The sequence below is a fragment of the Fulvimonas yonginensis genome, from assembly GCF_037137055.1.
GTDB lineage: Bacteria > Pseudomonadota > Gammaproteobacteria > Xanthomonadales > Rhodanobacteraceae > Frateuria_A > Frateuria_A yonginensis.
Map to the genome: position 1 here is coordinate 148,651 of NZ_JBBBNY010000004.1, position 19,019 is coordinate 167,669.

At 70.8% G+C, this 19,019-nt stretch carries 15 protein-coding genes; 6 read left to right on the forward strand and 9 right to left on the reverse strand.

Translation table 11 applies throughout. From position 1 onward, the window contains the following. Window positions 1-71 precede the first annotated feature (71 nt). Window positions 72-644 (reverse strand): hypothetical protein, encoded by a 573-nt coding sequence (locus tag WAT24_RS08310; RefSeq protein WP_336807380.1) that lies wholly within the window; start codon window positions 642-644, stop codon window positions 72-74. Continuing rightward, entirely contained in the window at window positions 641-1,381 is a 741-nt protein-coding gene (locus WAT24_RS08315; protein ID WP_336807381.1) for an SURF1 family protein, read from the reverse strand. The genes WAT24_RS08310 and WAT24_RS08315 overlap by 4 nt, the downstream gene beginning before the upstream one ends. A gap of 59 nt (window positions 1,382-1,440) precedes the next feature. On the opposite strand from WAT24_RS08315, the gene WAT24_RS08320 reads away from it, so the two are divergent. Beyond that, complete coding sequence (locus WAT24_RS08320; protein ID WP_231349938.1) at window positions 1,441-1,656, forward strand: twin transmembrane helix small protein; 216 nt, start codon at window positions 1,441-1,443, stop codon at window positions 1,654-1,656. Between the two features lie 196 nt (window positions 1,657-1,852). On the opposite strand, the gene WAT24_RS08325 is transcribed toward WAT24_RS08320, so the two are convergent. The 5 genes from WAT24_RS08325 to WAT24_RS08345 form a co-directional block, all read right to left on the reverse strand. After that, on the reverse strand, window positions 1,853-2,740 hold the full coding sequence (locus WAT24_RS08325; protein WP_336807383.1) for a cytochrome c oxidase subunit 3: 888 nt from the start codon (window positions 2,738-2,740) through the stop codon (window positions 1,853-1,855). 101 nt (window positions 2,741-2,841) lie between these two features. Further along, entirely contained in the window at window positions 2,842-2,967 is a 126-nt protein-coding gene (locus WAT24_RS08330; RefSeq protein ID WP_336807384.1) for a hypothetical protein, read from the reverse strand. 49 nt (window positions 2,968-3,016) lie between these two features. Next, window positions 3,017-4,633 carry a cytochrome c oxidase subunit I gene (gene ctaD / locus WAT24_RS08335; protein WP_336807385.1) on the reverse strand — a complete coding sequence of 539 codons (1,617 nt, stop codon included), beginning with the start codon at window positions 4,631-4,633 and terminating at the stop codon, window positions 3,017-3,019. A 53-nt stretch (window positions 4,634-4,686) separates the two neighbouring features. Further along, window positions 4,687-5,649 carry a cytochrome c oxidase subunit II gene (gene coxB, locus WAT24_RS08340; protein WP_425605280.1) on the reverse strand — a complete coding sequence of 321 codons (963 nt, stop codon included), beginning with the start codon at window positions 5,647-5,649 and terminating at the stop codon, window positions 4,687-4,689. A 20-nt stretch (window positions 5,650-5,669) separates the two neighbouring features. Beyond that, the gene (locus WAT24_RS08345) at window positions 5,670-6,110 is read right to left on the reverse strand and encodes a DUF2244 domain-containing protein (RefSeq protein ID WP_336807516.1); all 441 of its coding nucleotides are present in this window, start codon (window positions 6,108-6,110) and stop codon (window positions 5,670-5,672) included. A gap of 241 nt (window positions 6,111-6,351) precedes the next feature. Here WAT24_RS08345 and putA point away from each other — a divergent pair, with 241 nt between their 5' ends. The 3 genes from putA to WAT24_RS08360 all read left to right on the forward strand — a co-directional run bounded on the left by putA (window position 6,352) and on the right by WAT24_RS08360 (window position 11,561). Beyond that, window positions 6,352-9,576 carry a bifunctional proline dehydrogenase/L-glutamate gamma-semialdehyde dehydrogenase PutA gene (gene putA / locus WAT24_RS08350; protein WP_425605281.1) on the forward strand — a complete coding sequence of 1,075 codons (3,225 nt, stop codon included), beginning with the start codon at window positions 6,352-6,354 and terminating at the stop codon, window positions 9,574-9,576. 173 nt (window positions 9,577-9,749) lie between these two features. Next, a complete protein-coding gene (locus tag WAT24_RS08355; RefSeq protein ID WP_336807387.1) occupies window positions 9,750-11,156 on the forward strand; it encodes an aldehyde dehydrogenase family protein in 1,407 nt (468 codons plus the stop codon). A gap of 72 nt (window positions 11,157-11,228) precedes the next feature. Continuing rightward, complete coding sequence (locus WAT24_RS08360; RefSeq protein WP_336807388.1) at window positions 11,229-11,561, forward strand: hypothetical protein; 333 nt, start codon at window positions 11,229-11,231, stop codon at window positions 11,559-11,561. Window positions 11,562-11,640: 79 nt separating this feature from the next. On the opposite strand, the gene WAT24_RS08365 is transcribed toward WAT24_RS08360, so the two are convergent. Continuing rightward, window positions 11,641-13,083 (reverse strand): OmpP1/FadL family transporter, encoded by a 1,443-nt coding sequence (locus WAT24_RS08365; protein WP_336807389.1) that lies wholly within the window; start codon window positions 13,081-13,083, stop codon window positions 11,641-11,643. Between the two features lie 199 nt (window positions 13,084-13,282). On the opposite strand from WAT24_RS08365, the gene WAT24_RS08370 reads away from it, so the two are divergent. Beyond that, the gene (locus WAT24_RS08370; protein WP_336807390.1) at window positions 13,283-13,570 is read left to right on the forward strand and encodes a YcgL domain-containing protein; all 288 of its coding nucleotides are present in this window, start codon (window positions 13,283-13,285) and stop codon (window positions 13,568-13,570) included. A 64-nt stretch (window positions 13,571-13,634) separates the two neighbouring features. Beyond that, entirely contained in the window at window positions 13,635-17,060 is a 3,426-nt protein-coding gene (locus tag WAT24_RS08375; protein WP_336807391.1) for an ankyrin repeat domain-containing protein, read from the forward strand. An 81-nt stretch (window positions 17,061-17,141) separates the two neighbouring features. On the opposite strand, the gene WAT24_RS08380 is transcribed toward WAT24_RS08375, so the two are convergent. Beyond that, a complete protein-coding gene (locus WAT24_RS08380) occupies window positions 17,142-18,947 on the reverse strand; it encodes a monovalent cation:proton antiporter-2 (CPA2) family protein (RefSeq protein WP_336807392.1) in 1,806 nt (601 codons plus the stop codon). Window positions 18,948-19,019: the final 72 nt, after the last annotated feature.

Genomic DNA, 19,019 nt, shown 5'->3' on the forward strand with positions numbered 1-19,019 from the left:
GCGCAGCCCGCGCCCCGGCCCCGTGTCCGCCACCGTCTCTGCAACCGGCATGCGGCTGCCTGCGTCACCGTTCATTTGATCACCTTGTGCAGGTCGCGCAGCAGGCCGGTGCCGTCGAAGCCCGCCGGGTAGTAGGCCAGCGCCGTGCCGTTGGACTCCACCAGCAGGGCGCTCACGCTGTCGGCCGCGGCCGGGCGGAAGGCGGCCAGGCGGCCGTCCGGATCCTCGCCGAGGATCCAGTAGGCCTTCATCGCGGCCACCTGCGCCCGGTCCGCAGGCGCCGTACCCAGGTACAGCAGCCGCAACCGCTTCTGGTTGCGGTTCAGCGTCACCCACGCCTTGGCCATCCCGCTGAGCGCATCGAAGCAGCGTGCCGCGCAGCCGGGCCCGGCCAGCGCGACCAGCGTCATGCGCGGTTCGGCCGGGTCGCGCCAGGCGTAGTCGCTGCCGTCGGCGAGCCGCACGCGGACGTGCTCGTCCACGAAATTGCGCTGCGGCTGCACCGGCCGACCGTAGCCCTTGCCGCTGGGCTGCCAGCCGCTGAAGGTGAGGATCGCCGCGGCGATGATCGGGGCGGCGAACACCGCCATGATCGCCAGCAGCTTGAGCCGGCTGGCCTTGAGGGAGGGCGCGGGAGTGTTCATCGGTCGTCCGTACGTCGGGGGCCACGGCGGCGATGCAGCACGGCGAAGATCGCCAGCACCGCCACCGCGAAGCCGAACCATTGGAAGGCGTAGGCGCGATGCCGTGCCGGTGGCATCGCGGAGAAATCGAACATGTGCGCGCGCTGGTACACCGCCGCCGGGTCGGCGTCCAGTGCGAGCACGCGCGGATACAGCGGCCGGCCGAGGTCCTTCGCCACCTGGGCCAGGTCCAGGTAGATGCTGGTCTTGGGCCAGCGGGTCTGGCTTGCCAGCGCGTCGCCGCCGAGCTCCAGCCCGGTGCCGGGCGGCGGCAGGTACAACCCGTGCAGGCGCAGCTCGCCTTGCGGCAGCGGCGGCAACTGCGGCGTCCGCTCGTCGCCGCTGCCGGGAAGGAAGCCCAGATCCACCAGCAGCAGGCGGGCGTCACCGGGCAGCGCCAGCGGCACGTAGGCCTCCACGCCGCCGCGCGCATCGTGTCGCGGGTTGTCGAGGAGGTAGACGCGGTCGGCCAGGTAGCGTCCCTCGACCGCCACGCGGGGAAAGGCGTCCTGCGGCGGTGTCGCGGCCACCTGGCGCAAGGGAACCGGTGGCGCTTCCGCGGCGGCGGCGTAGCGCCGCAGCAGCGCTTCCTTGTAGTCCGCGCGATGGAGCTGCCACACGCCCAGGCGCACGAACAGCGCCGCGGCGCCCACGGTCAGCAGCACGCTCCACCAGGCCGGCCTGCGCCAACGTGTCACGCGGAGGCCCCGTCGGCGGTGGCTATACTGCCGGCTCGAAAGTCGTTCGGACCGCTCACGTGGAAACCATCTACAAAATCGCGCTGGTGATCATGTTCCTGATCGTGGTGTTCAACCTCGGCCAGGCGCTCTACTACATGATGACCGACAAGGACGGCAGCAAGCGCACCGCCTGGGCGCTGACCCGGCGCATCGGCCTGTCGATCGTGCTGATCGCCATGATCATGCTGGGCATCTGGATGGGCTGGCTGCAGCCCCACGGCGTCGGCCGTTAATTGTAGCGGCGGCGGTTGCCGGAATTCGCCTGCGCGACAATTGGCCCACGCACCACGCCCGGTAGGAGCAGGCTTGCCCGCGATGCTTTTTTCAGCGGTGCTTGCCAGGAGCCAGGGCATCGCGAGCTTACAAGAGACGAGCCGCAACGAAAAAGCCCGCCATCGGCGGGCTTTCTGCTGTGCGTCGGCGGGCCGCTCAGAGGATGTAGACGAACATGAACAGGCCCAGCCACACCACGTCGACAAAGTGCCAGTACCAGGCCACCGCCTCGAAGCCGAAGTGATGCTCGGCGTTGAAGTGGCCCTTGAGCACGCGCAGCCAGATGATCGCCAGCATGATCGTGCCCAGCGTCACGTGCATGCCGTGGAAGCCGGTGAGCATGAAGAAGGTCGATCCGTAGACGCCGGTCTGCAGCGTGAGGTTGAGCTCCCGGTAGGCCTCGATGTACTCGTGCGCCTGGGCGAACACGAAGGTGGCGCCCAGCAGCACGGTCAGGCCCAGGAACAGCAGCACCTTGCCGCGGTGGCCGGCCTTCAGCGCGTGATGCGCGATGGTCACGGTGACGCTCGAGGTGAGCAGGATCAGCGTGTTCAGCAGCGGCAGGCCCCACGGCGCCACCGTCTCGAAGTCGCCGCCGATGTGCGCGGGACCATTGCCGCCGCCTGCGCCCCAGGCTGCGGCGTAATCGCTCCACAGGAACTGGTGGGTCAGCACGCCGTGGCCCTCGCCACCCAGCCACGGCACGGCGAACAGGCGGGCGTAGAACAGCGCGCCGAAGAAGGCGCCGAAGAACATCACCTCGGAGAAGATGAACCACATCATGCCCATGCGGAACGACCGGTCCACCTGGGCGTCGTACTTGCCGGCCAGCGACTCGCGGATCACCGAGCGGAACCAGCCGAAGAACATCGCCAGCACGCCGAGGAAGCCGATGCTGATGACCGTCTTGCCGAAGCCGGCCTCGCCCGGCGCGGCGTTGAGCCAGTGCGCGGCACCGAACACGGTGACGAACATGACCACTGCGGCCACGATCGGCCATTGGCTCTTGGCCGGTACGAAATAAGCGCCTTGCTGCTGACCCATGAGTGATCCCCGTGGATTTCTCTTCGTTTGCTTCCATCCCCGCCGTGCCGCACGGGGAACTGCTTGCCGGCACGACACGCGTACCGGGGAATACCTTGCTGCTAGCCGATCCTGAGCATGCTCAGGATCGAGAGCAGGAACAGCGCCACCGCGATCGTTCCGGTGATCCAGAGCGTGCGCCGCACGCCACGCCGGTTCGGTTGCTGGTTGGTCACTGGCCTGCCCATCGTCTCGCGATCGGGCGACGCGCCGTTGCCGTGGCGTCACCCGGTGCCATCAGTCCTCGACGTGGCCGTGCGCCAGCTCGTCGTCGTGGATCACCGGCGGCAGGGCGAAGGTGTGGTGCGGGGCCGGCGAGGGCACCGTCCACTCCAGGCCCTTGGCACCTTCCCACACGCGGTCGGTCGCCTTCTTCTTGGAGAAGAACACGCAGTGGATGATCACGCCGAGGAAGATCAGCTGCGAGGCGCCGAACAGGAAGCCGCCGATCGAGCTGATCATGTTGAAGTTGGCGAACGCCACGTTGTAGTCGGGGATGCGGCGCGGCATGCCGGCCAGGCCGAGGAAATGCTGCGGGAAGAACAGCACGTTGACCCACACCACCGAGTTCCAGAAGTGCATCTTGCCCCAGAACTCGCTGTACATGCGGCCGGTCCACTTCGGCAGCCAGTAGTAGGTCGCGGCCATGATCGAGAACGCCGCGCCGGTCACCAGCACGTAGTGGAAATGCGCCACCACGAAGTAGGTATCGTGGTACTGGAAGTCGGCCGGCACCAGCGCCAGCATCAGGCCGGAGAAGCCGCCGATGGTGAACAGGATGACGAAGCCGATCGCGAACAGCATCGGCGTCTCGAAGGTCATCGAGCCGCCCCACATGGTGGAGACCCAGTTGAACACCTTCACGCCGGTCGGCACCGCGATCAGCATGGTGGCGTACATGAAGAAGATCTCCGCGCCCAGCGGCAGGCCCACCGCGAACATGTGGTGCGCCCACACGATGAACGACAGGAAGGCGATCGAGGCGATCGCGAACACCATCGCCTTGTAGCCGAAGATCGGCTTGCGCGAGAACGTCGGGATCACTTCCGAGATGATCCCGAACGCCGGCAGGATCATGATGTACACCTCGGGGTGGCCGAAGAACCAGAACACGTGCTGGTACAGCACCGGGTCGCCACCGCCGGCGGCGTTGAAGAAGCTGGTGCCGAAGTACTTGTCGGTCAGCAGCATGGTCACCGCACCGGCCAGCACCGGCATCACGGCGATCAGCAGGAACGCGGTGATCAGCCAGCTCCACACGAACACCGGCATCTTCAGCAGGTCCATCCCGGGGGCACGCATGTTGAGGATGGTCGCGATGATGTTGATCGCGCCCATGATCGAGCTGATGCCCATCAGGTGGATCGCGAACACCACGTAGGCCACCGTGTTGCTCTGCAGGGAGAGCGGCGGGTACATGGTCCAGCCGCCGGCGGGGCCGCCGCCGGGCAGGAACAGCGTCGACAGCAGCAGCGCAAAGGCGAACGGCAGGATCCAGAACGAGAGGTTGTTCATGCGCGGCAGCGCCATGTCCGGCGCGCCGATCATCAGCGGGATCATCCAGTTACCCAGGCCGACGAAGGCCGGCATGATCGCGCCGAAGATCATCACCAGCGCATGCATGGTGGTCATCTCGTTGAAGAAGTACGGCTGCACCAGCTGCATGCCGGGCTTGAACAGCTCCGCGCGGATCACCATCGCGAAGCTGCCGCCGATGAAGAACATCAGCAGCGAGAAGATCAGGTACAGCGTGCCGATGTCCTTGTGGTTCGTGGACATGAACCAGCGCGTGAAGAAGTTCGACGGCGCGCCGTGGTGCTCGTCGTGGTGATCGTGGGTGGCTGCGTGGGCCATGGCCTTGCACCTCTACCTAATGCGAATGCTTGAAAGCGGATGGGCTGTAAAGCTCAGCCCTGCTTGCCCGGCGCCTTGGCGGCCGTGGCGACCTGGGCGGTCGCCGGGGCGGCCGTCGTGGAAGCGGGGGCCGGGGTCGGCGAGGCCGGCGTCGCGGGCGTGGCCGGCGGCGCCTTGGAGGCGGCCTGCTGCTGCGCCAGCCATTGGGCGAACTCGGCCTTGGAGACCGCCTTCACCACGATCGGCATGAAGCCGTGATCCTGGCCGCACAGCTCGGCGCACTGGCCGCGATAGGTGCCGGGCACCTTGATGTTGGTCCAGGCCGCGTTGACGATGCCCGGGATGGCATCCATCTTCCAGCCCAGCGCCGGCACCCACCAGGAGTGGATCACGTCGCCGGCGGTGATCACGAAGCGGATCTTGGTGTCGACCGGCACGACCAGCGGCTTGTCGACGTTGAGCAGGTAGGTGTTCTCGTCGCCCACCTTGACCGCGTTCGGATCCAGACCCGAGCGCAGCTGGCGGGTGTCGTTGCTCTGCTCGTCGAGCTTGGACATGAAGCCGACGCCATCGATCGCCTTGCCCTGGTAGTCGACGTAGTCGTAGCGCCACTTCCACTGGTAGCCGGTGACCTTCACGGTCATCTGCGAATCGGTGGTGTTGGCGAAGGAGGTCAGGCCGCCGGTGGACATCCAGGCCAGCACGATCAGGATCAGCACCGGCACGGTGGTCCACACCACTTCCAGCATGGTGTTGTGCGACCACTTCTCCGCCACCGCGCCGCGCGATTTGCGGAAGCGGAACATGGCGATGAACATCGCGCCGAACACCAGCAGGCCGATCGCCGTGCACACGCCGAGCGCGACGTTGTTGAGGAAGTAGGGTTCGGGCGACCACTCGGTCACGCCGCGGGTCATGTTGAGCTGGCCCGGCTGGGGGTTGGCCCACACCGCGCCGCTGAACAGCGCACAGGCCGCTGCCGCCCATGCCTTGATCCTGATGCCGCCAGATGTCATGTCTTGCACCTTTGTTGACCCTACCCGCGCCGCTGGCCTTGCACGTCCGCCAGCAGCACCTTGAGTTTCCTCGACAACGCGGCGCGTTCCTCCTCGGCGAGGAACGAACCGATTTCCAGCTCGCGTCCGTGCGACCCCAGCAGCAGGCGGCCACGCCCGTTGCCGGGCTCCAGCCGCACGCGCACCCAGTAGGACTGGAAGCATGCGCGCCGCCGCCCGGGCAGCGAGCGCACCTCCAGCGACGACGCGTCGAGGGTGATGCGTTCGCTGCGGTCGCCCGCGCGCCAGGCCTGCCGCAGGGCGAGGGCCATCGCGCAGGACTCGATCAGGGCAAACAGCGGAGCGAAAACGTTCCCCTGCCACGCACCCAGCCCGGCCGTCGTCAGCGCCAGAGCCGCCAGCACCATGATCAGGCGACGCAGTCCGCGACGGCTGAGCATGCGATTGGGCCGTAGCCACATCGTCACGCACGACACGCCGTCGGCAGCTGGTCGAAGCACGATCATGGACATCCGGCGTGCCTGGAACTGCGGAATGATAGGCCGCCGCGTCGTCCCTAGGCAAGAATGCCGCACCGGGCTGACCTGGATCAGAGCACGCTGTCCGGTGAAACAGCCGGCCTCGCCCGGAGCGGCGATCCCCGCACATCAGGGCGCGAGCCGAGGTCGCCTCGCGCCGCCGGATGCGGCCGCGCACGGATGCATGCGCCTGTGTGCGGGGCGTACAATCGCGAGCTTCCCCGCCGCATCCGCGGTTCCCGACGAACATCCCGTGATCGAACCCATCCTCAGCCCCGAAGTCCCCGCCGGTGCCGAGCCGGCCCGCGCGCGCATCACTGCCGCCTGGCTGCGCGACGAGACCGAGGCGGTCAACGACCTGCTCACCCAGGCCAGCCTGCCGCCGACCGAACGCGAGCAGGTGATCGACCTGGCCGCCGACCTGGTCACCCGCGTGCGCGCCCGCGCCAAGGACCAGAGCGCGGTCGAGTCCTTCATGCGCCAGTACGACCTCTCTTCCGAGGAGGGGGTGCTGCTGATGTGCGTGGCCGAGGCGCTGCTGCGCATCCCGGACAAGGCCACTGCCGACAAGCTGATCCGCGACAAGCTCGGCGACGCGAACTGGAAGAAGCACCTGGGCCAGAGCGAGTCGCTGTTCGTCAACGCCGGCACCTGGGGGCTGATGCTCACCGGCAAGCTGGTCAGCCTGGCCGAGGAGACCCGCCACGACTTCACCGGCGCGCTCAAGCGCCTGGTCGCGCGCGCCGGCGAACCGGCGATCCGCCTGGCCGTGCGCCAGGCGATGCGCATCATGGGCCACCAGTTCGTGATGGGCCGCACCATCGACGAGGCGCTGGACCGCTGCGCGAAGAAGGAATACGCGATGTACCGCTATTCCTACGACATGCTGGGCGAGTCCGCGCTGACCGCCGAGACGGCCGAGCGCTACCAGGAGGACTACCGCCGCGCGATCGCCCGCATCGGCGCGCGCGGGCCGTTCGCCAACCACACCGACGCCCCGTCGATCTCGGTCAAGCTCTCCGCGCTGCACCCGCGCTACGAGGTGGCCAACCGCGCGCGCGCGCGGCGCGACCTCACCGCCAAGCTGCTGGAGCTCTCGCAGCTGGCCATGGCGCAGGGCATCGCGCTGTCGGTGGACGCCGAGGAGGCCGACCGCCTGGAGCTGTCGCTCGACATCGTCGGCGACGTGTTCGCGCACCCTTCGCTGGAAGGCTGGAACGGGCTCGGCATCGTGGTGCAGGCCTACTCCAAGCGCACGCCCTTCGTGATCGACTGGCTGATCGAGACCGCGCGCGCCACCGGCCGGCGCTGGTACGTGCGCCTGGTCAAGGGCGCCTACTGGGACGCGGAGATCAAGCGCGCGCAGGAGAACGGCCTGGCCGGCTACCCGGTCTACACGCGCAAGCCGAACACCGACGTCTCCTACCTGGCCTGCGCGCGCAAGCTGTTCGACGCCGGCGTGGAGCTGATCTATCCGCAGTTCGCCACGCACAACGCGCACACCATCGCCGCGGTGCATCACCTGGCCAAGGGCCGGCCGTTCGAGTTCCAGCGCCTGCACGGCATGGGCACCGACCTCTACGCCGAGGTGATCGGCAAGGACAAGCTGGGCGTGCCCTGCCGCGTCTATGCGCCGGTCGGCACGCACGAGGACCTGCTGCCCTACCTGGTACGCCGCCTGCTCGAGAACGGCGCCAACACCAGCTTCGTCAACCGCGTGGTGGACGAGAGCCTGCCGGTGCGCGAGCTGGTCGCCGATCCGTGCGAAACGGTGCGCAGCTTCGCTTCCATCCCTCACCCGCGCATTCCCCTGCCGGTCAATCTGTACGGCGAACTCCGGAAGAATTCCATGGGCGTGAACTTCTCCAACGACAACGAACTCCGCTCGCTCGCCGAAGCGGTCAACAGCCACGCCGGCCCGTGGCGGGCCACCCCGCTGGTGCCCGGCGCGAGCAGCAGCGGTCCGACCGTCGAGGTCACCAACCCGGCCGACCGCCGCCAGGTGATCGGCAGCTACGTCCCCGGCGACGCCGCCATGGCCGACCAGGCGCTGGCCAACGCGGTGGCCGCGCAGCCGGGCTGGGACCGCCTGCCGGCCGCCAGCCGTGCGGCGATCCTGGAGCATGCCGCCGACCAGCTCGAGGCGCGCCGCGGCGAGTTCATCGCCCTGTGCGTGCGCGAGGCGGGCAAGAGCCTGCCCGACGCGATCGCCGAGATCCGCGAGGCGGCCGACTTCCTGCGCTACTACGCGACCATGGCGCGCCGCCTGTTCGGTCAGCCCGAACAACTGCCCGGCCCGACCGGCGAGAGCAACCAGCTGTTCCTCAACGGCCGCGGCGTGTTCGTCTGCATCAGCCCGTGGAACTTCCCGCTGGCGATCTTCCTGGGCCAGGTCTCCGCGGCGCTCGCCGCCGGCAACGCGGTGATCGCCAAGCCGGCCGAGCAGACCTCGCTGATCGGCTACGTCGCGGTCAAGCTGCTGCACGAGGCCGGCATCCCGGCCGACGTGCTGCAGTACCTGCCAGGCGACGGCGCCACGGTCGGCGCGGCGCTGACGAAGGACCCGCGCGTGGCCGGCGTCGCCTTCACCGGCTCGACCGAAACCGCCTGGGCGATCAACCGCGCGCTGGCCGCGCGCAACGCGCCGATCGCCGCGCTGATCGCCGAGACCGGCGGCCAGAACGCGATGATTGCCGACTCCTCCGCGCTGCCCGAGCAGATCGTCAAGGACGTGATCTCGGCCGCCTTCCAGTCCGCCGGCCAGCGCTGCTCGGCGGCGCGCGTGCTGTTCGTGCAGGAGGACATCGCCGACAAGGTGATCGGCATGCTCGCCGGCGCCATGGCCGAGCTCAAGGTGGGCGACCCGGGCCTGCTCTCCACCGACGTCGGCCCGGTGATCGACGCGGACGCGCTGAAGATCCTCGTCGAGCATGCGGCGCGCATGGACACCGAAGCGAAGAAGATCGCCGAGGTGCCGCTTGACCCGGCGGCGACCGCGCACGGCACCTTCTTCGCCCCGCGCGCCTACGAGATCCCCTCGCTGCAGACGCTCAAGCGCGAGATCTTCGGGCCGGTACTGCACGTGATCCGCTGGAAGGCCAGCGAGCTGGGCGAGGTGATCGACCAGATCAACGCCACCGGCTACGGCCTCACGCTGGGCATCCACAGCCGCATCGACGACACGGTGAACTTCATCCAGAGCCGCGCGCGTGTCGGCAACTGCTACGTCAACCGCAACCAGATCGGCGCGGTGGTCGGCGTGCAGCCGTTCGGCGGCGAGGCGCTCTCCGGCACCGGTCCCAAGGCCGGCGGCCCGCACTACCTGCTGCGCTTCGCCAGCGAGCGCACGCTCACCATCAACACCACCGCGGCCGGCGGCAACGCCTCGCTGCTGACCATCGGCGAGTAAGCGCAAGGCGCCCCTTCCCTCCGGGGGGAGAGGGCGAGGGTGAGGGGGCGGGGCTGCCTTCGCCGGGGCGCCGGCCGGACGGCCGGATCCGGGCGCCGACAATCTTCGGGGGACGGCGGTCGCCGGCGCAGGGCTCGTGCGAGGATGACGCCCTACCCCAGCAAGCGCGCGTCATGGCCGACACCACGGAGCTGATCACCACCCTGCACCGCCTGCGCAGCGCGCAGGCGCGCGACCCGCTGCCGGCCTGGCCGGTGCGCGCCGACCGCCTGCGCCGCCTCGCGCGCATGCTGCGCGAACAGCGCGCCGCGTTCGCTGCGGCGATCGACGCGGACTTCGGTCAGCGCCCTGCCGAGGAGACCGACCTGGAGCTGTTTCCCTCGCTCTCCGCGGTCCACCACGCGCTGCGCCACGGCCGGCGCTGGATGCGGCCGCGCCGCGCACCGACCAGCCTGGCCTTCCGGCCCGGGCGCAATCGGCTGGTGCCGCAGCCGCGCGGCGTGGTCGGCATCGTGGTGCCGTGGAACTACCCGCTGTTCCTGGCCGTCGGGCCACTGGTGGACGCGCTGGTCGCCGGCAACCGCGCCATGGTGAAGATGAGCGAGTTCACGCCGCGCTTCGCCGCCCTGTTCGCCGAACAGGTGGCACGCCGCTTCGCCGACGACGAGGTGGTGGTGGTCACCGGCGATGCGGCAGTGGCGCAGGCGTTCACCGCGCTGCCGTTCGACCATCTGCTGTTCACCGGCTCCACCGCGGTCGGCCACCAGGTGATGCGCGCCGCGGCGGCCAACCTGACGCCGGTGACGCTGGAGCTCGGCGGCAAGTCGCCGGCCATCCTGGGCCCCGGCGGCGACCTGGACCACGCGGTCGAGCGCATCCTGATCGGCAAGCTGCTTAACGCGGGCCAGACCTGCGTCGCGCCGGACTACGTGCTGCTGCCACGGGCACGGATCGAGGCCTTCGCCGCGCGCGCCCGTGCGGTTGCGGCACGGCTGTATCCCGACCTGGCACACAACCGGCAGTACGCCAGCCTGGCCTCCGACCGGCACTTCGCGCGCATGGCGGCACTGCGCGACGAGGCCGCCGCGGCCGGCGCCCGCATCGTGCCGCTGGCCGAAGGCGCGGCCGACCCCGCGCGACGGCTGTTTCCCCCGCAGCTGCTGCTGGACGTTCCCGACGATGCGAGGGTGATGCGCGAGGAGATCTTCGGCCCGCTGCTGCCGGTGGTGCCCTACGACAGCCTGGCGCAGGCGATCGACTACGTGAACGCCCGCCCGCACCCGCTGGCGCTGTACCTGTTCGAGCGCGACCGGGCCGCCGTCGACGCGGTGATCGCCCGTACCCGCGCCGGCGGCGTCACCCTCAACGACACCCTCTATCACCTCGCCCAGCACGGGCTGCCGTTCGGCGGCGTCGGGGCCTCCGGCATGGGCGGCTACCACGGCAAGGCGGGCTTCGACACCTTCTCGCACCTCAAGCCGGTGTTCGTCCAGGCGCGCTGGAACGGCGCCGGCCTGCTGCGCCCGCCGTACGGCCCGCGCTTCCGCCGCCTGCTCGAGCTGCTGCTGCGGCACGGTTGAACGCCGCCGTGTCCACGCGCTGGCGACGGGGAGCTGGCGACACTGCGCGCTGGCAACCCGCAGGAGCCGGCCATGGCCAGAGCACCTTCCAACGACGAGCGCGCCCCGGATCCGGCCGGGGTGGACGCCGGTCCGCAGAGCGGCCCGGGCGGAGCGGGCGGCGAACCCAGCGGCGCGGCCCTGCAGGCGCAGGAACAGGACCGGCCCGCTGCGCGGCACGTGCCGCAGGACGCCGGCCACCGCGAGCACTCCTCGGATACGACCCGGCCGGGCTACCGCGCGCGCCCGGCCGGACAGAGCGGCGTCGGCCTGCAGGAGGACCGCACCTCCGCCCTCGACGAGCCACCCGGCGAGGGCAACTACATCGCCAGCGACCAGGGCGACAAGCCGCTGCGCAACGGCTGACGCGCCTCGTGCGCACCCGCCATGCCGCGGGCAAAAAAAAGCCTCCCCGCGGGCGCGGGGAGGCCTGGCTTGCGGACGATCAGAACTTGTACTGCGCCGACAGGCTGAGCAGATTGCCGTAGTCGTCGAAGTCGCCCGTGAGCACGTCGCCGGTCGGGCTGACCGTATTGACGTGCGCATGGTTGACGAAGATGTGCGCGTACGAGGCGTTGATCTCGAAGTGCTCGCTGGCCCTGTAGCCCAGACCCACCGCGGCGAACTTGCGGGTGGAGTCGGGCACGCGGGCGTCGCGGGTAGCGTTGTACGTCGGCGTGGTGTCGACCGAGATGCCGGCGCGCAGGGTCAGCTTGTCGTTGACGTAGTAGTCGCCGCCGATCGCCGCGTACCAGGTATTGCGCCAGTTGAAGGTTTCCACGCTGTCCGGCTGCGCGGGGTTGCCGTACTGCACGCGCAGCTCCTTGAACACGTCCCACTTGGTCCAGTTCAGGTCGATGCCGAGGCCGAACTTCTCGGCCTGGTGCCAGTAGCTGAAGCCGGCGGTGGCGGGCGTGGTGAAGTCGGCCCGGCCAGTGGTGTGGGTGAACGGCACGCCACCCAGCCCCGCGAGCAGCGGCGCCACCTGCGGACTGGACAGCAGCGCGGTCACGTTGGCCGGCACGGTGAAGTTGCCGGTGCCTTCCAGCGTGTGGTCGATCTTCGAGCGGTAGTTGAAGGCGAGCTTGTCGTTCGGCGTGAGCTTCCAGTAGGCGCCGACCTGCCAGCCGTAGCCCCAGTCGTCGCCCTTGATGCGGGCCAGGCCGTCCGAGCCCGGCGGCACCACGGCGCCCACCAGGTTCATGTAGGTCGGCACGGCGGCCGGCGGGATCAGGCCGCCGGCGGCGCCCTGCTGGATCAGGCCCAGCGCCACGCCGTTGAAGTTGATCGCCGAGGTGAGCTCGGCGGAGGTCTTCTGCGCGATCGCACTGACGCCCAGGCTGAAGGTGTCGGTCACGTCGAACGAAGCGGACAGGGTGGTGTCCAGCGACTGGAAGTGCGACTTGATGGCGTTGTAGCGGCCCATCCAGTTGCGGCCGTACTCGGTCTGGAAGCCGAACGGCACCGAGAAGCCCAGGCCCAGGTGCACGCGGTCGGACACCTTGCTGGCGAGGAACAGAGCGGGCACCGGCAGCGTGGTGCCGGCATCGCCGCCGTTGCCGCCGCTGATCGGCCGGCCCAGCGCGTCGTGTGCCGTGCCGCTGAAGCGGGCGCTGAAGTTGATCGCGGTGACGTCCGCCTGCAGGTAGGTGCCGTCCAGGTCGGTCATCGCCGCCGGGTTGTTGGCCACCACCGAGGCATCGCCGCCGGCGGTCGCCGAACCGGCGTAGGCACGGCCCATGCCCTTGGCGCTGTTTTCCTTCAGCTGGAAGGCGCTGGCATGTGCGCCCTGCGGCAACGCCAGCGCGCCGGCGATGGCGAGGCTCAGTGCGGCCAGCGCAAAGGGCCGGGCGGCGGCGCCCGGAACGGAACGAAAAGACATAGGCATCGCTTGCTCCTGCTTATTCTGAAGACGCGGCTCGGGGTGGCATGGCAACGGCGCGGCGCTTATTTCATACGCGCGTTTGACGTTCCCGGGCGACACTCTGCCCAGCCACCCAGGGGCTTGCAAGTGCGACCGCAGCATTTGCGCGCGCCGCTGCTACCCTTCGCGTCCTCGTGATCGCGCCACTGCATCGGAGTCGTCCATGCACTGTTTCGTCTACGCCAGCCAGCGCAAACCCGATACCTACGTGTGGCTTGCCGAGCGCGACGAATTCGGCGTGTTGCCCGAGTCGCTCGCGCTGCTGCTCGGCGAGCTGCGCTTCGTGCTCGAAGTGCAGCTGGACGAGCAGCGCCGTCTGCCGCGCGAGGACAGCCGCGTGGTGCTGCAGAACCTTCGCGCCCAGGGTTGGCACCTGCAGCTGCCGCCGAAGGAGACCCTCGCCGTCGCCAACCAGCTGCAGCGCAGCACCGCGGACGATCGCGACGCGTGAAACGTGGCGTCGCGGTTAACGCGGCGTTACCGTCTGCCGCGTCGACGCTTCCTATACTCGCGCAATGAACGAACCCCGATCGCGCCGCCGCCCGCCGCCGCTCCTGCAGGGAGCGACATGGTTCCTGCCCGGATGGATCGCCGTGGCGGTCGCCGCCCTGGGGGCGCATCCGCTCGCGCTGATCCCGCTGCTGCTGGCCAACGCCCTGACGATGGCCGCGGTGTGCCACGCCATCGGTTTCGATCCGGAGCCCCGCTTCCGCCGTACCGTGCTGCGCCGGGGCGCGGCGCACCTGGTCATGTTCACCGGCTACGTGGCGCTGGTGTTCCTGCTGATCGCCTGGCCGATGCTCGAGTTGCACCGGCAACCCTCGCTCAGCGGCGCGCTGCTGCTGGCCGCGGCGCTGGTCGTCGCGCTGGTGGCGCTGTGGCGGGTGTGGCCGGCGTTCGGGCTGGTGTTCGTCTGGGATGACGCCTACCCGGAGCAGAGCGACGGCTCGTGGATCTTCACCGCCACCGCGCGCAGCCTCGCCTTCGGCCGGCACCTGGCGCGCGAGGAGCGGTTCTTCAGCCACTTCCTGCCGGCCGCCCTGGCGCTGCTGGTGCTGGCCTTCGCCGCGATCGCGCTGAGCGGGCTTTACGGCGTGCTGCCGGCGGAACTGCGCGCGGCGGCGCTGGCGGTCTACGGCCTGGCGCTGCTGCCGCTGGGCTGCCTGCTGATCGCCAATCGCACCCTGCGCGCGCTGCTGTGCGAGCGCTCGCGGCCGCGCCGGCGCGCCGAGGACGCGCCGCTGCCGGCGGACTTTCCCGCACCGCCGGCGCCGCGCCCGGTCGCGCTGAGCGAGGAGGAGCGCACCGCCGGCGCACCCGCGCAGGGCGCGGCCCTGCTCGCCGCCACCCGCGCCGGCGACATCGAGCGCGCGCTGGTCCTGCTGGAGGCGGGCGCCGACCCGAATGCCGCGCCCGCGCCCGGCGAGCGAGACCAGCGTCCGGTACTCACCCTCGCCGCGCTGCTGCCCGACACCCGCCTGCTGCGCGCACTGATCGCCAAGGGCGCCGACGTCAACCGCGCCAGCGGCGGCGTGACGGCGTTGCTGGCGGCCACCCGTGACAGCTGGCACGGTCGCGCCGAGGCGGTGATGACCCTGCTGGCCAACGGCGCCAGCCCGCTGGCAACGGACGGCGAGGGCAACACGCCCCTGCACGGCGCCGCGCTCAGCGGCGAACCGATCGTGGCCGCGATGCTGCTCGATGCGGCCGCCCCCGTGAACGCCCTCAACAAGGCGGGCGTCAGCCCGCTGGCCGCCGCCTGTCGCGCGGCCAACTGGCCGCTCGCCAAGTTCCTGCTCGAACACGGCGCCAAGCCGGCACCGCCCGAGGGCGAACCGGCGCTGGTCGCCGCCGCCGGCATCGCCGACGACGATCCCAGCGGCATCAAGCTGCTGCTCAAGCACCGCGCGCCGGTGAACGCCACCGACCTGCATCACCGCAGCGCGCTGATGGCCGCCGCCGCCGAAGGCCACGAGCAGATCGCGCGAACCCTGCTCGCCGCCGGCGCCGATCCCAATCTGGCCGACCGCAACGGCACCACCGCCCTGATGGAAGCCGCGCGCAGTGGCGCCAGCGGCCTGGTGCAGGCGCTGGCCGAGGCGCACGCGGACGCGCTGGCGCGCGACAGCCACGGCCGCGACGCGCTCACCCTCGCCTGCCAGTCGCCCCGTGCCGACGCCGAGACCGTGCGCGCCCTGCTCGCGCTCGGCGCCGAACCGACGCGGGTCGGCAGCGACGGCCGCAGCCCGCTCGACCATGCCGCCACGGCCGGCCGCTGGGACCTGGTCGCCTTGCTCGATCCGCAGTCGCCGCTGCCCGCCAGCCTGGGCGGCGAGGCGCCGGCCGAGGGCACCGACGGCCCCGAACCGCTGCTCGAGGCGTTGCGTGCCGGCCAGTGGGCGGTGGTGTCGGCGTTCGCCGAGCGCGCGCGCGGCTGGCCGATGGAGCGGCTGGCGCAGTGCTACCTGGAGCTGACCCAGCCCGGGCTCGGCGCGGCGCGGCGGTGGCTGCTCGAGCACGGCCTGTCCGCCGAAGCGACCCTGCCCGCGGTCGACGCGCGACCCGGCCGGCGCCTGTTCGACGCGTTGCTGGCCCGACTGCCGGACGCCAGCGAGGCGGTCGAAGGCCTGCTGCAGGCGGGTGCCACGCCGGCCGGCGCCGGCCTGCTCGCGCAGGCGCTGACGACACTGGGCGAGGCCGCGGCGGGTTCGCCCCTGCCACTGGCGCTGCTCGGCGCCGGTGCGGATCCATTCGGCCCCGATGCCCGCGAACGCACACCGCTGCACCTGGCCGCCACCTACCGCTGCACGGCGCTGCTGGAGGCGCTGCTGGCACGGGGCTGCAATCCCAACGTCCGTGATGCCAGCGGCCGCACGCCGCTGTTCGCCGCGATCGAACACGGCGAGACGGCGCTGCCGCTAGTGCGCGCCCTGATCGCGCACGGTGCCGACGCCGAGGCCGCCGACGCCAACGGCGAGACGCCGCTCGGCCTGGCCCTGGAGCACGACGCGATCCAGCACTGGCTGCACTGGGGCGACTGGGCTCGACCGCGGCGCGCGCTCGCCGCCGAGGACCTGCCCGCGGCGGCCCGCGCCGGCGCGCTCACCGCGGTCGAGCGCCTGCTCGAGCTCGGCTTCCCGGTCGACACCCGCGACGCGCAGGGCGCCACCGCGCTGCTGCACGCCTGCGGCGCCGGGCACCTCGACATCGCACTGCGACTGCTGGACGCCGGCGCCGACGCCACGCTGCCGGCGGCGACGGGCGTGACGCCGCTGGCCGCCGCCGTGGCCGCACGCCGCAACACGCTGGTGGGCCTGCTGCTCGACCGCGGCGTGGCGGCCGACCAGCGCCTGCCCGGCGAGACCACCGCGCTGATGATCGCCGCGGGCCTGGGTTATCCGGAGCTCGCCGAGCGCCTGCTCGCCGCCGGCGCGGACGTCCGCGCGGCCGATGCCCGTGGACGTACCGCGCTGCACGCCGCCGCACAGTTCGGCTTCGAGCACAACGACAGCCTGCGCGCACGGCGCCTGTTCGACGTCCTGCTCAAGCACGATGCCGAGGTGGACCGCGCCGACGCCGAAGGCAAGACCGCGCTGCTGCTGCTGCTCGGCGCGCAGTTCAAGCCCGGCGCCGCCTGCGACGCCACCCACCTGGCCGCGCTGCTGCCGGTGCTGCTGGATGCCGGCGCGCGGCTGGACCACGCCGACCAGCGCGGCGTCACCGCGCTGCACGCCTGCGCGATGCACGCCCTGCTGCCGGCCGCCCGCGTGCTGCTCGCCCGCGGCGCCGACCGTCAGGCGGCCGACGCCTTCGGCCGCACGCCGGCCGACGTCGCGCGGCACCTGGGCCTGGTCGACATCGCCCACGAGCTGGCCGCTCGCGGCAACGCCGTGCCCAGCGTGCGGCAGATGCTGCGCCAGCCGGCACAGCCGGCGGAGTGACACACGCGCCGGGCATCGGGAGCCGCGGAAACGCGTGCTGCCGGAGATCGCATGCCCCGCCGGCGCGGGACGCGCGCACCGCTAGGCGGAAGGCGACTGTTCCCGCCCTTCGCGCTGGGCGTCCGCCTCGAACAACTGCTCCAGGTCGACCAGCGCCTCGCGCGTGGTCTGCACGATGCGCGCGTCGTCGTCGTAGACCAGGTACTGGCGCTTGAGCAGTTCGGCATCCTGCTGGCGGAAGCGCTCCACCCGCGCGGCCGCGACCTCGGGCGCCATGCCCAGCGCCTCCAGCGTCATGCGGGTCATCTCCAGGCTGGAGCAGAGCGTCTCGCGCACCGGTTCCTCGATGCCCAGGTCCATCAGGCGCCACACGTGCTGGCGGTTGCGCGCGCGGGCGATGACCTTCAGGTGCGGGTACTGCCGGCGCACCAGTCGCGCCACGCGCAGGCTCGATTCCGGATCGTCGCTGGCCAGCACGAACACCTGCGCCTTGTCCGCCTGCGCCGCGCGCAGCAGCTCGGGGCGCGCGGGGTCGCCGTAGAAGATGTCGTTCCAGCCGCCGAAGCGCTGCACCAGGTCGATCTGCTCGACCGAGTGGTCCAGCGCCACGAAGCGGATGCCCTGCGCGCGCAGCACGCGCGCCACGATCTGGCCCATGCGGCCGTAGCCGGCAATGATCACCCGCGGCGTCTCGGTCTCGATGGTGTCGTACTCGCGCACGGCCTTCTTCGGCCGCGCACCGAGCAGGCGCCCGGTCAGCGCCACCAGCAGCGGCGTCAGCGCCATCGAGAGGGTGATCGCCAGCACCAGCCGGCCGTGCAGCATGCCGTCGAGCACCCGTTGCCCCGCCGCGAGATTGAGCACCACGAAGGCGAACTCGCCGCCGGAAGCCAGCAGGGCCGCCAGGCGCAAGGCCTCGCCCCGGTCCAGTCCGCCGGCCAGCCGCCCCAGCGGCCACAGCAGCACGCCCTTGACCAGCAACAGGCCGGCCACCAGCGCCAGCACGCGCAGGGGTTCGCTGAGCAGCAGCGAAAGGTTCATCGACATGCCGACGCTGACGAAGAACAGCCCCAGCAGCAGGCCCTTGAAGGGCTCCAGGTGCGACTCGAGCTCGTGCCGGTATTCCGAATCGGCGAGCAGCACGCCGGCCAGGAACGCGCCCAGCGTGGAGGACACGCCGACCCGCTCCATCAGCCACGCCGTACCCATCACCACCAGCAGCGCGGTGGCGGTGGACACCTCCACCGCGTCCGCCTTGGCCACGAAATGGAACACCGGCCGCAGCAGGTAGCGCCCGCCGACCACCACGGCGACGATCGCGCCCATCGTGCGCAGCACGCCGGCCAGATCGACGCCGTGCCCGCCGGTGTTCGCCAGCAGCGGCACCGCGGCGATCAGCGGGATCGCGGCCAGGTCCTGGAACAGCAGGATCGCGAACGCCTGCCGCCCGTAGGCCCAGCCGGCCTCCTTGCGTTCGGCCAGGATCTGCAGCCCGAAGGCAGTGGACGACAGCGCCAGGCTGCCGCCCACGATCACCGCCGCCGCTCCGCCCAGACCGAACAGGGCGAAGCCGAGCGCCCCGATCGCCGTGCCGCAGACCAGTACCTGCAGCAGACCGGTGCCGAACACCGCGCGGCGCATCACCCACAGGCGCTGCGGCGACAGCTCCAGGCCGATGACGAACAGCATCAGCACCACGCCGAACTCGGAGATGGTAGCCACGCCGGCGGTATCGCTGACCAGCCCCAGCTCCTGCGGTCCGATCACCACGCCGGCCAGCAGGTAGCCCAGCACCGCGCCCAGGCGGAAGCGCTTGGTCAGCGGTACCGCGATCACCGTCGCCAGCAGGAACACCAGCGCGGTTTCGAGGAAATGGTGGCTTTCCATGCGGACGCTCCGGTGGGGAGCATCGATTATTCCACGCCACGAGGCATCCGCATCGCCGCCTCGCCGTCGTAG

Coding starts and splice junctions, on each gene's coding strand:
- ctaD (WP_336807385.1), bottom strand. CDS start 4,633: ATGGCCCACGCAGCCACCCACGATCACCACGACGAGCACCACGGCGCG.
- WAT24_RS08330 (WP_336807384.1), bottom strand. CDS start 2,967: ATGGGCAGGCCAGTGACCAACCAGCAACCGAACCGGCGTGGCGTGCGG.
- WAT24_RS08365 (WP_336807389.1), bottom strand. CDS start 13,083: ATGCCTATGTCTTTTCGTTCCGTTCCGGGCGCCGCCGCCCGGCCCTTT.
- WAT24_RS08370 (WP_336807390.1), top strand. CDS start 13,283: ATGCACTGTTTCGTCTACGCCAGCCAGCGCAAACCCGATACCTACGTG.
- WAT24_RS08345 (WP_336807516.1), bottom strand. CDS start 6,110: ATGTGGCTACGGCCCAATCGCATGCTCAGCCGTCGCGGACTGCGTCGC.
- WAT24_RS08380 (WP_336807392.1), bottom strand. CDS start 18,947: ATGGAAAGCCACCATTTCCTCGAAACCGCGCTGGTGTTCCTGCTGGCG.
- WAT24_RS08375 (WP_336807391.1), top strand. CDS start 13,635: ATGAACGAACCCCGATCGCGCCGCCGCCCGCCGCCGCTCCTGCAGGGA.
- putA (WP_425605281.1), top strand. CDS start 6,352: ATGCGCCTGTGTGCGGGGCGTACAATCGCGAGCTTCCCCGCCGCATCC.
- WAT24_RS08325 (WP_336807383.1), bottom strand. CDS start 2,740: ATGGGTCAGCAGCAAGGCGCTTATTTCGTACCGGCCAAGAGCCAATGG.
- coxB (WP_425605280.1), bottom strand. CDS start 5,649: ATGACATCTGGCGGCATCAGGATCAAGGCATGGGCGGCAGCGGCCTGT.
- WAT24_RS08355 (WP_336807387.1), top strand. CDS start 9,750: ATGGCCGACACCACGGAGCTGATCACCACCCTGCACCGCCTGCGCAGC.
- WAT24_RS08310 (WP_336807380.1), bottom strand. CDS start 644: ATGAACACTCCCGCGCCCTCCCTCAAGGCCAGCCGGCTCAAGCTGCTG.
- WAT24_RS08360 (WP_336807388.1), top strand. CDS start 11,229: ATGGCCAGAGCACCTTCCAACGACGAGCGCGCCCCGGATCCGGCCGGG.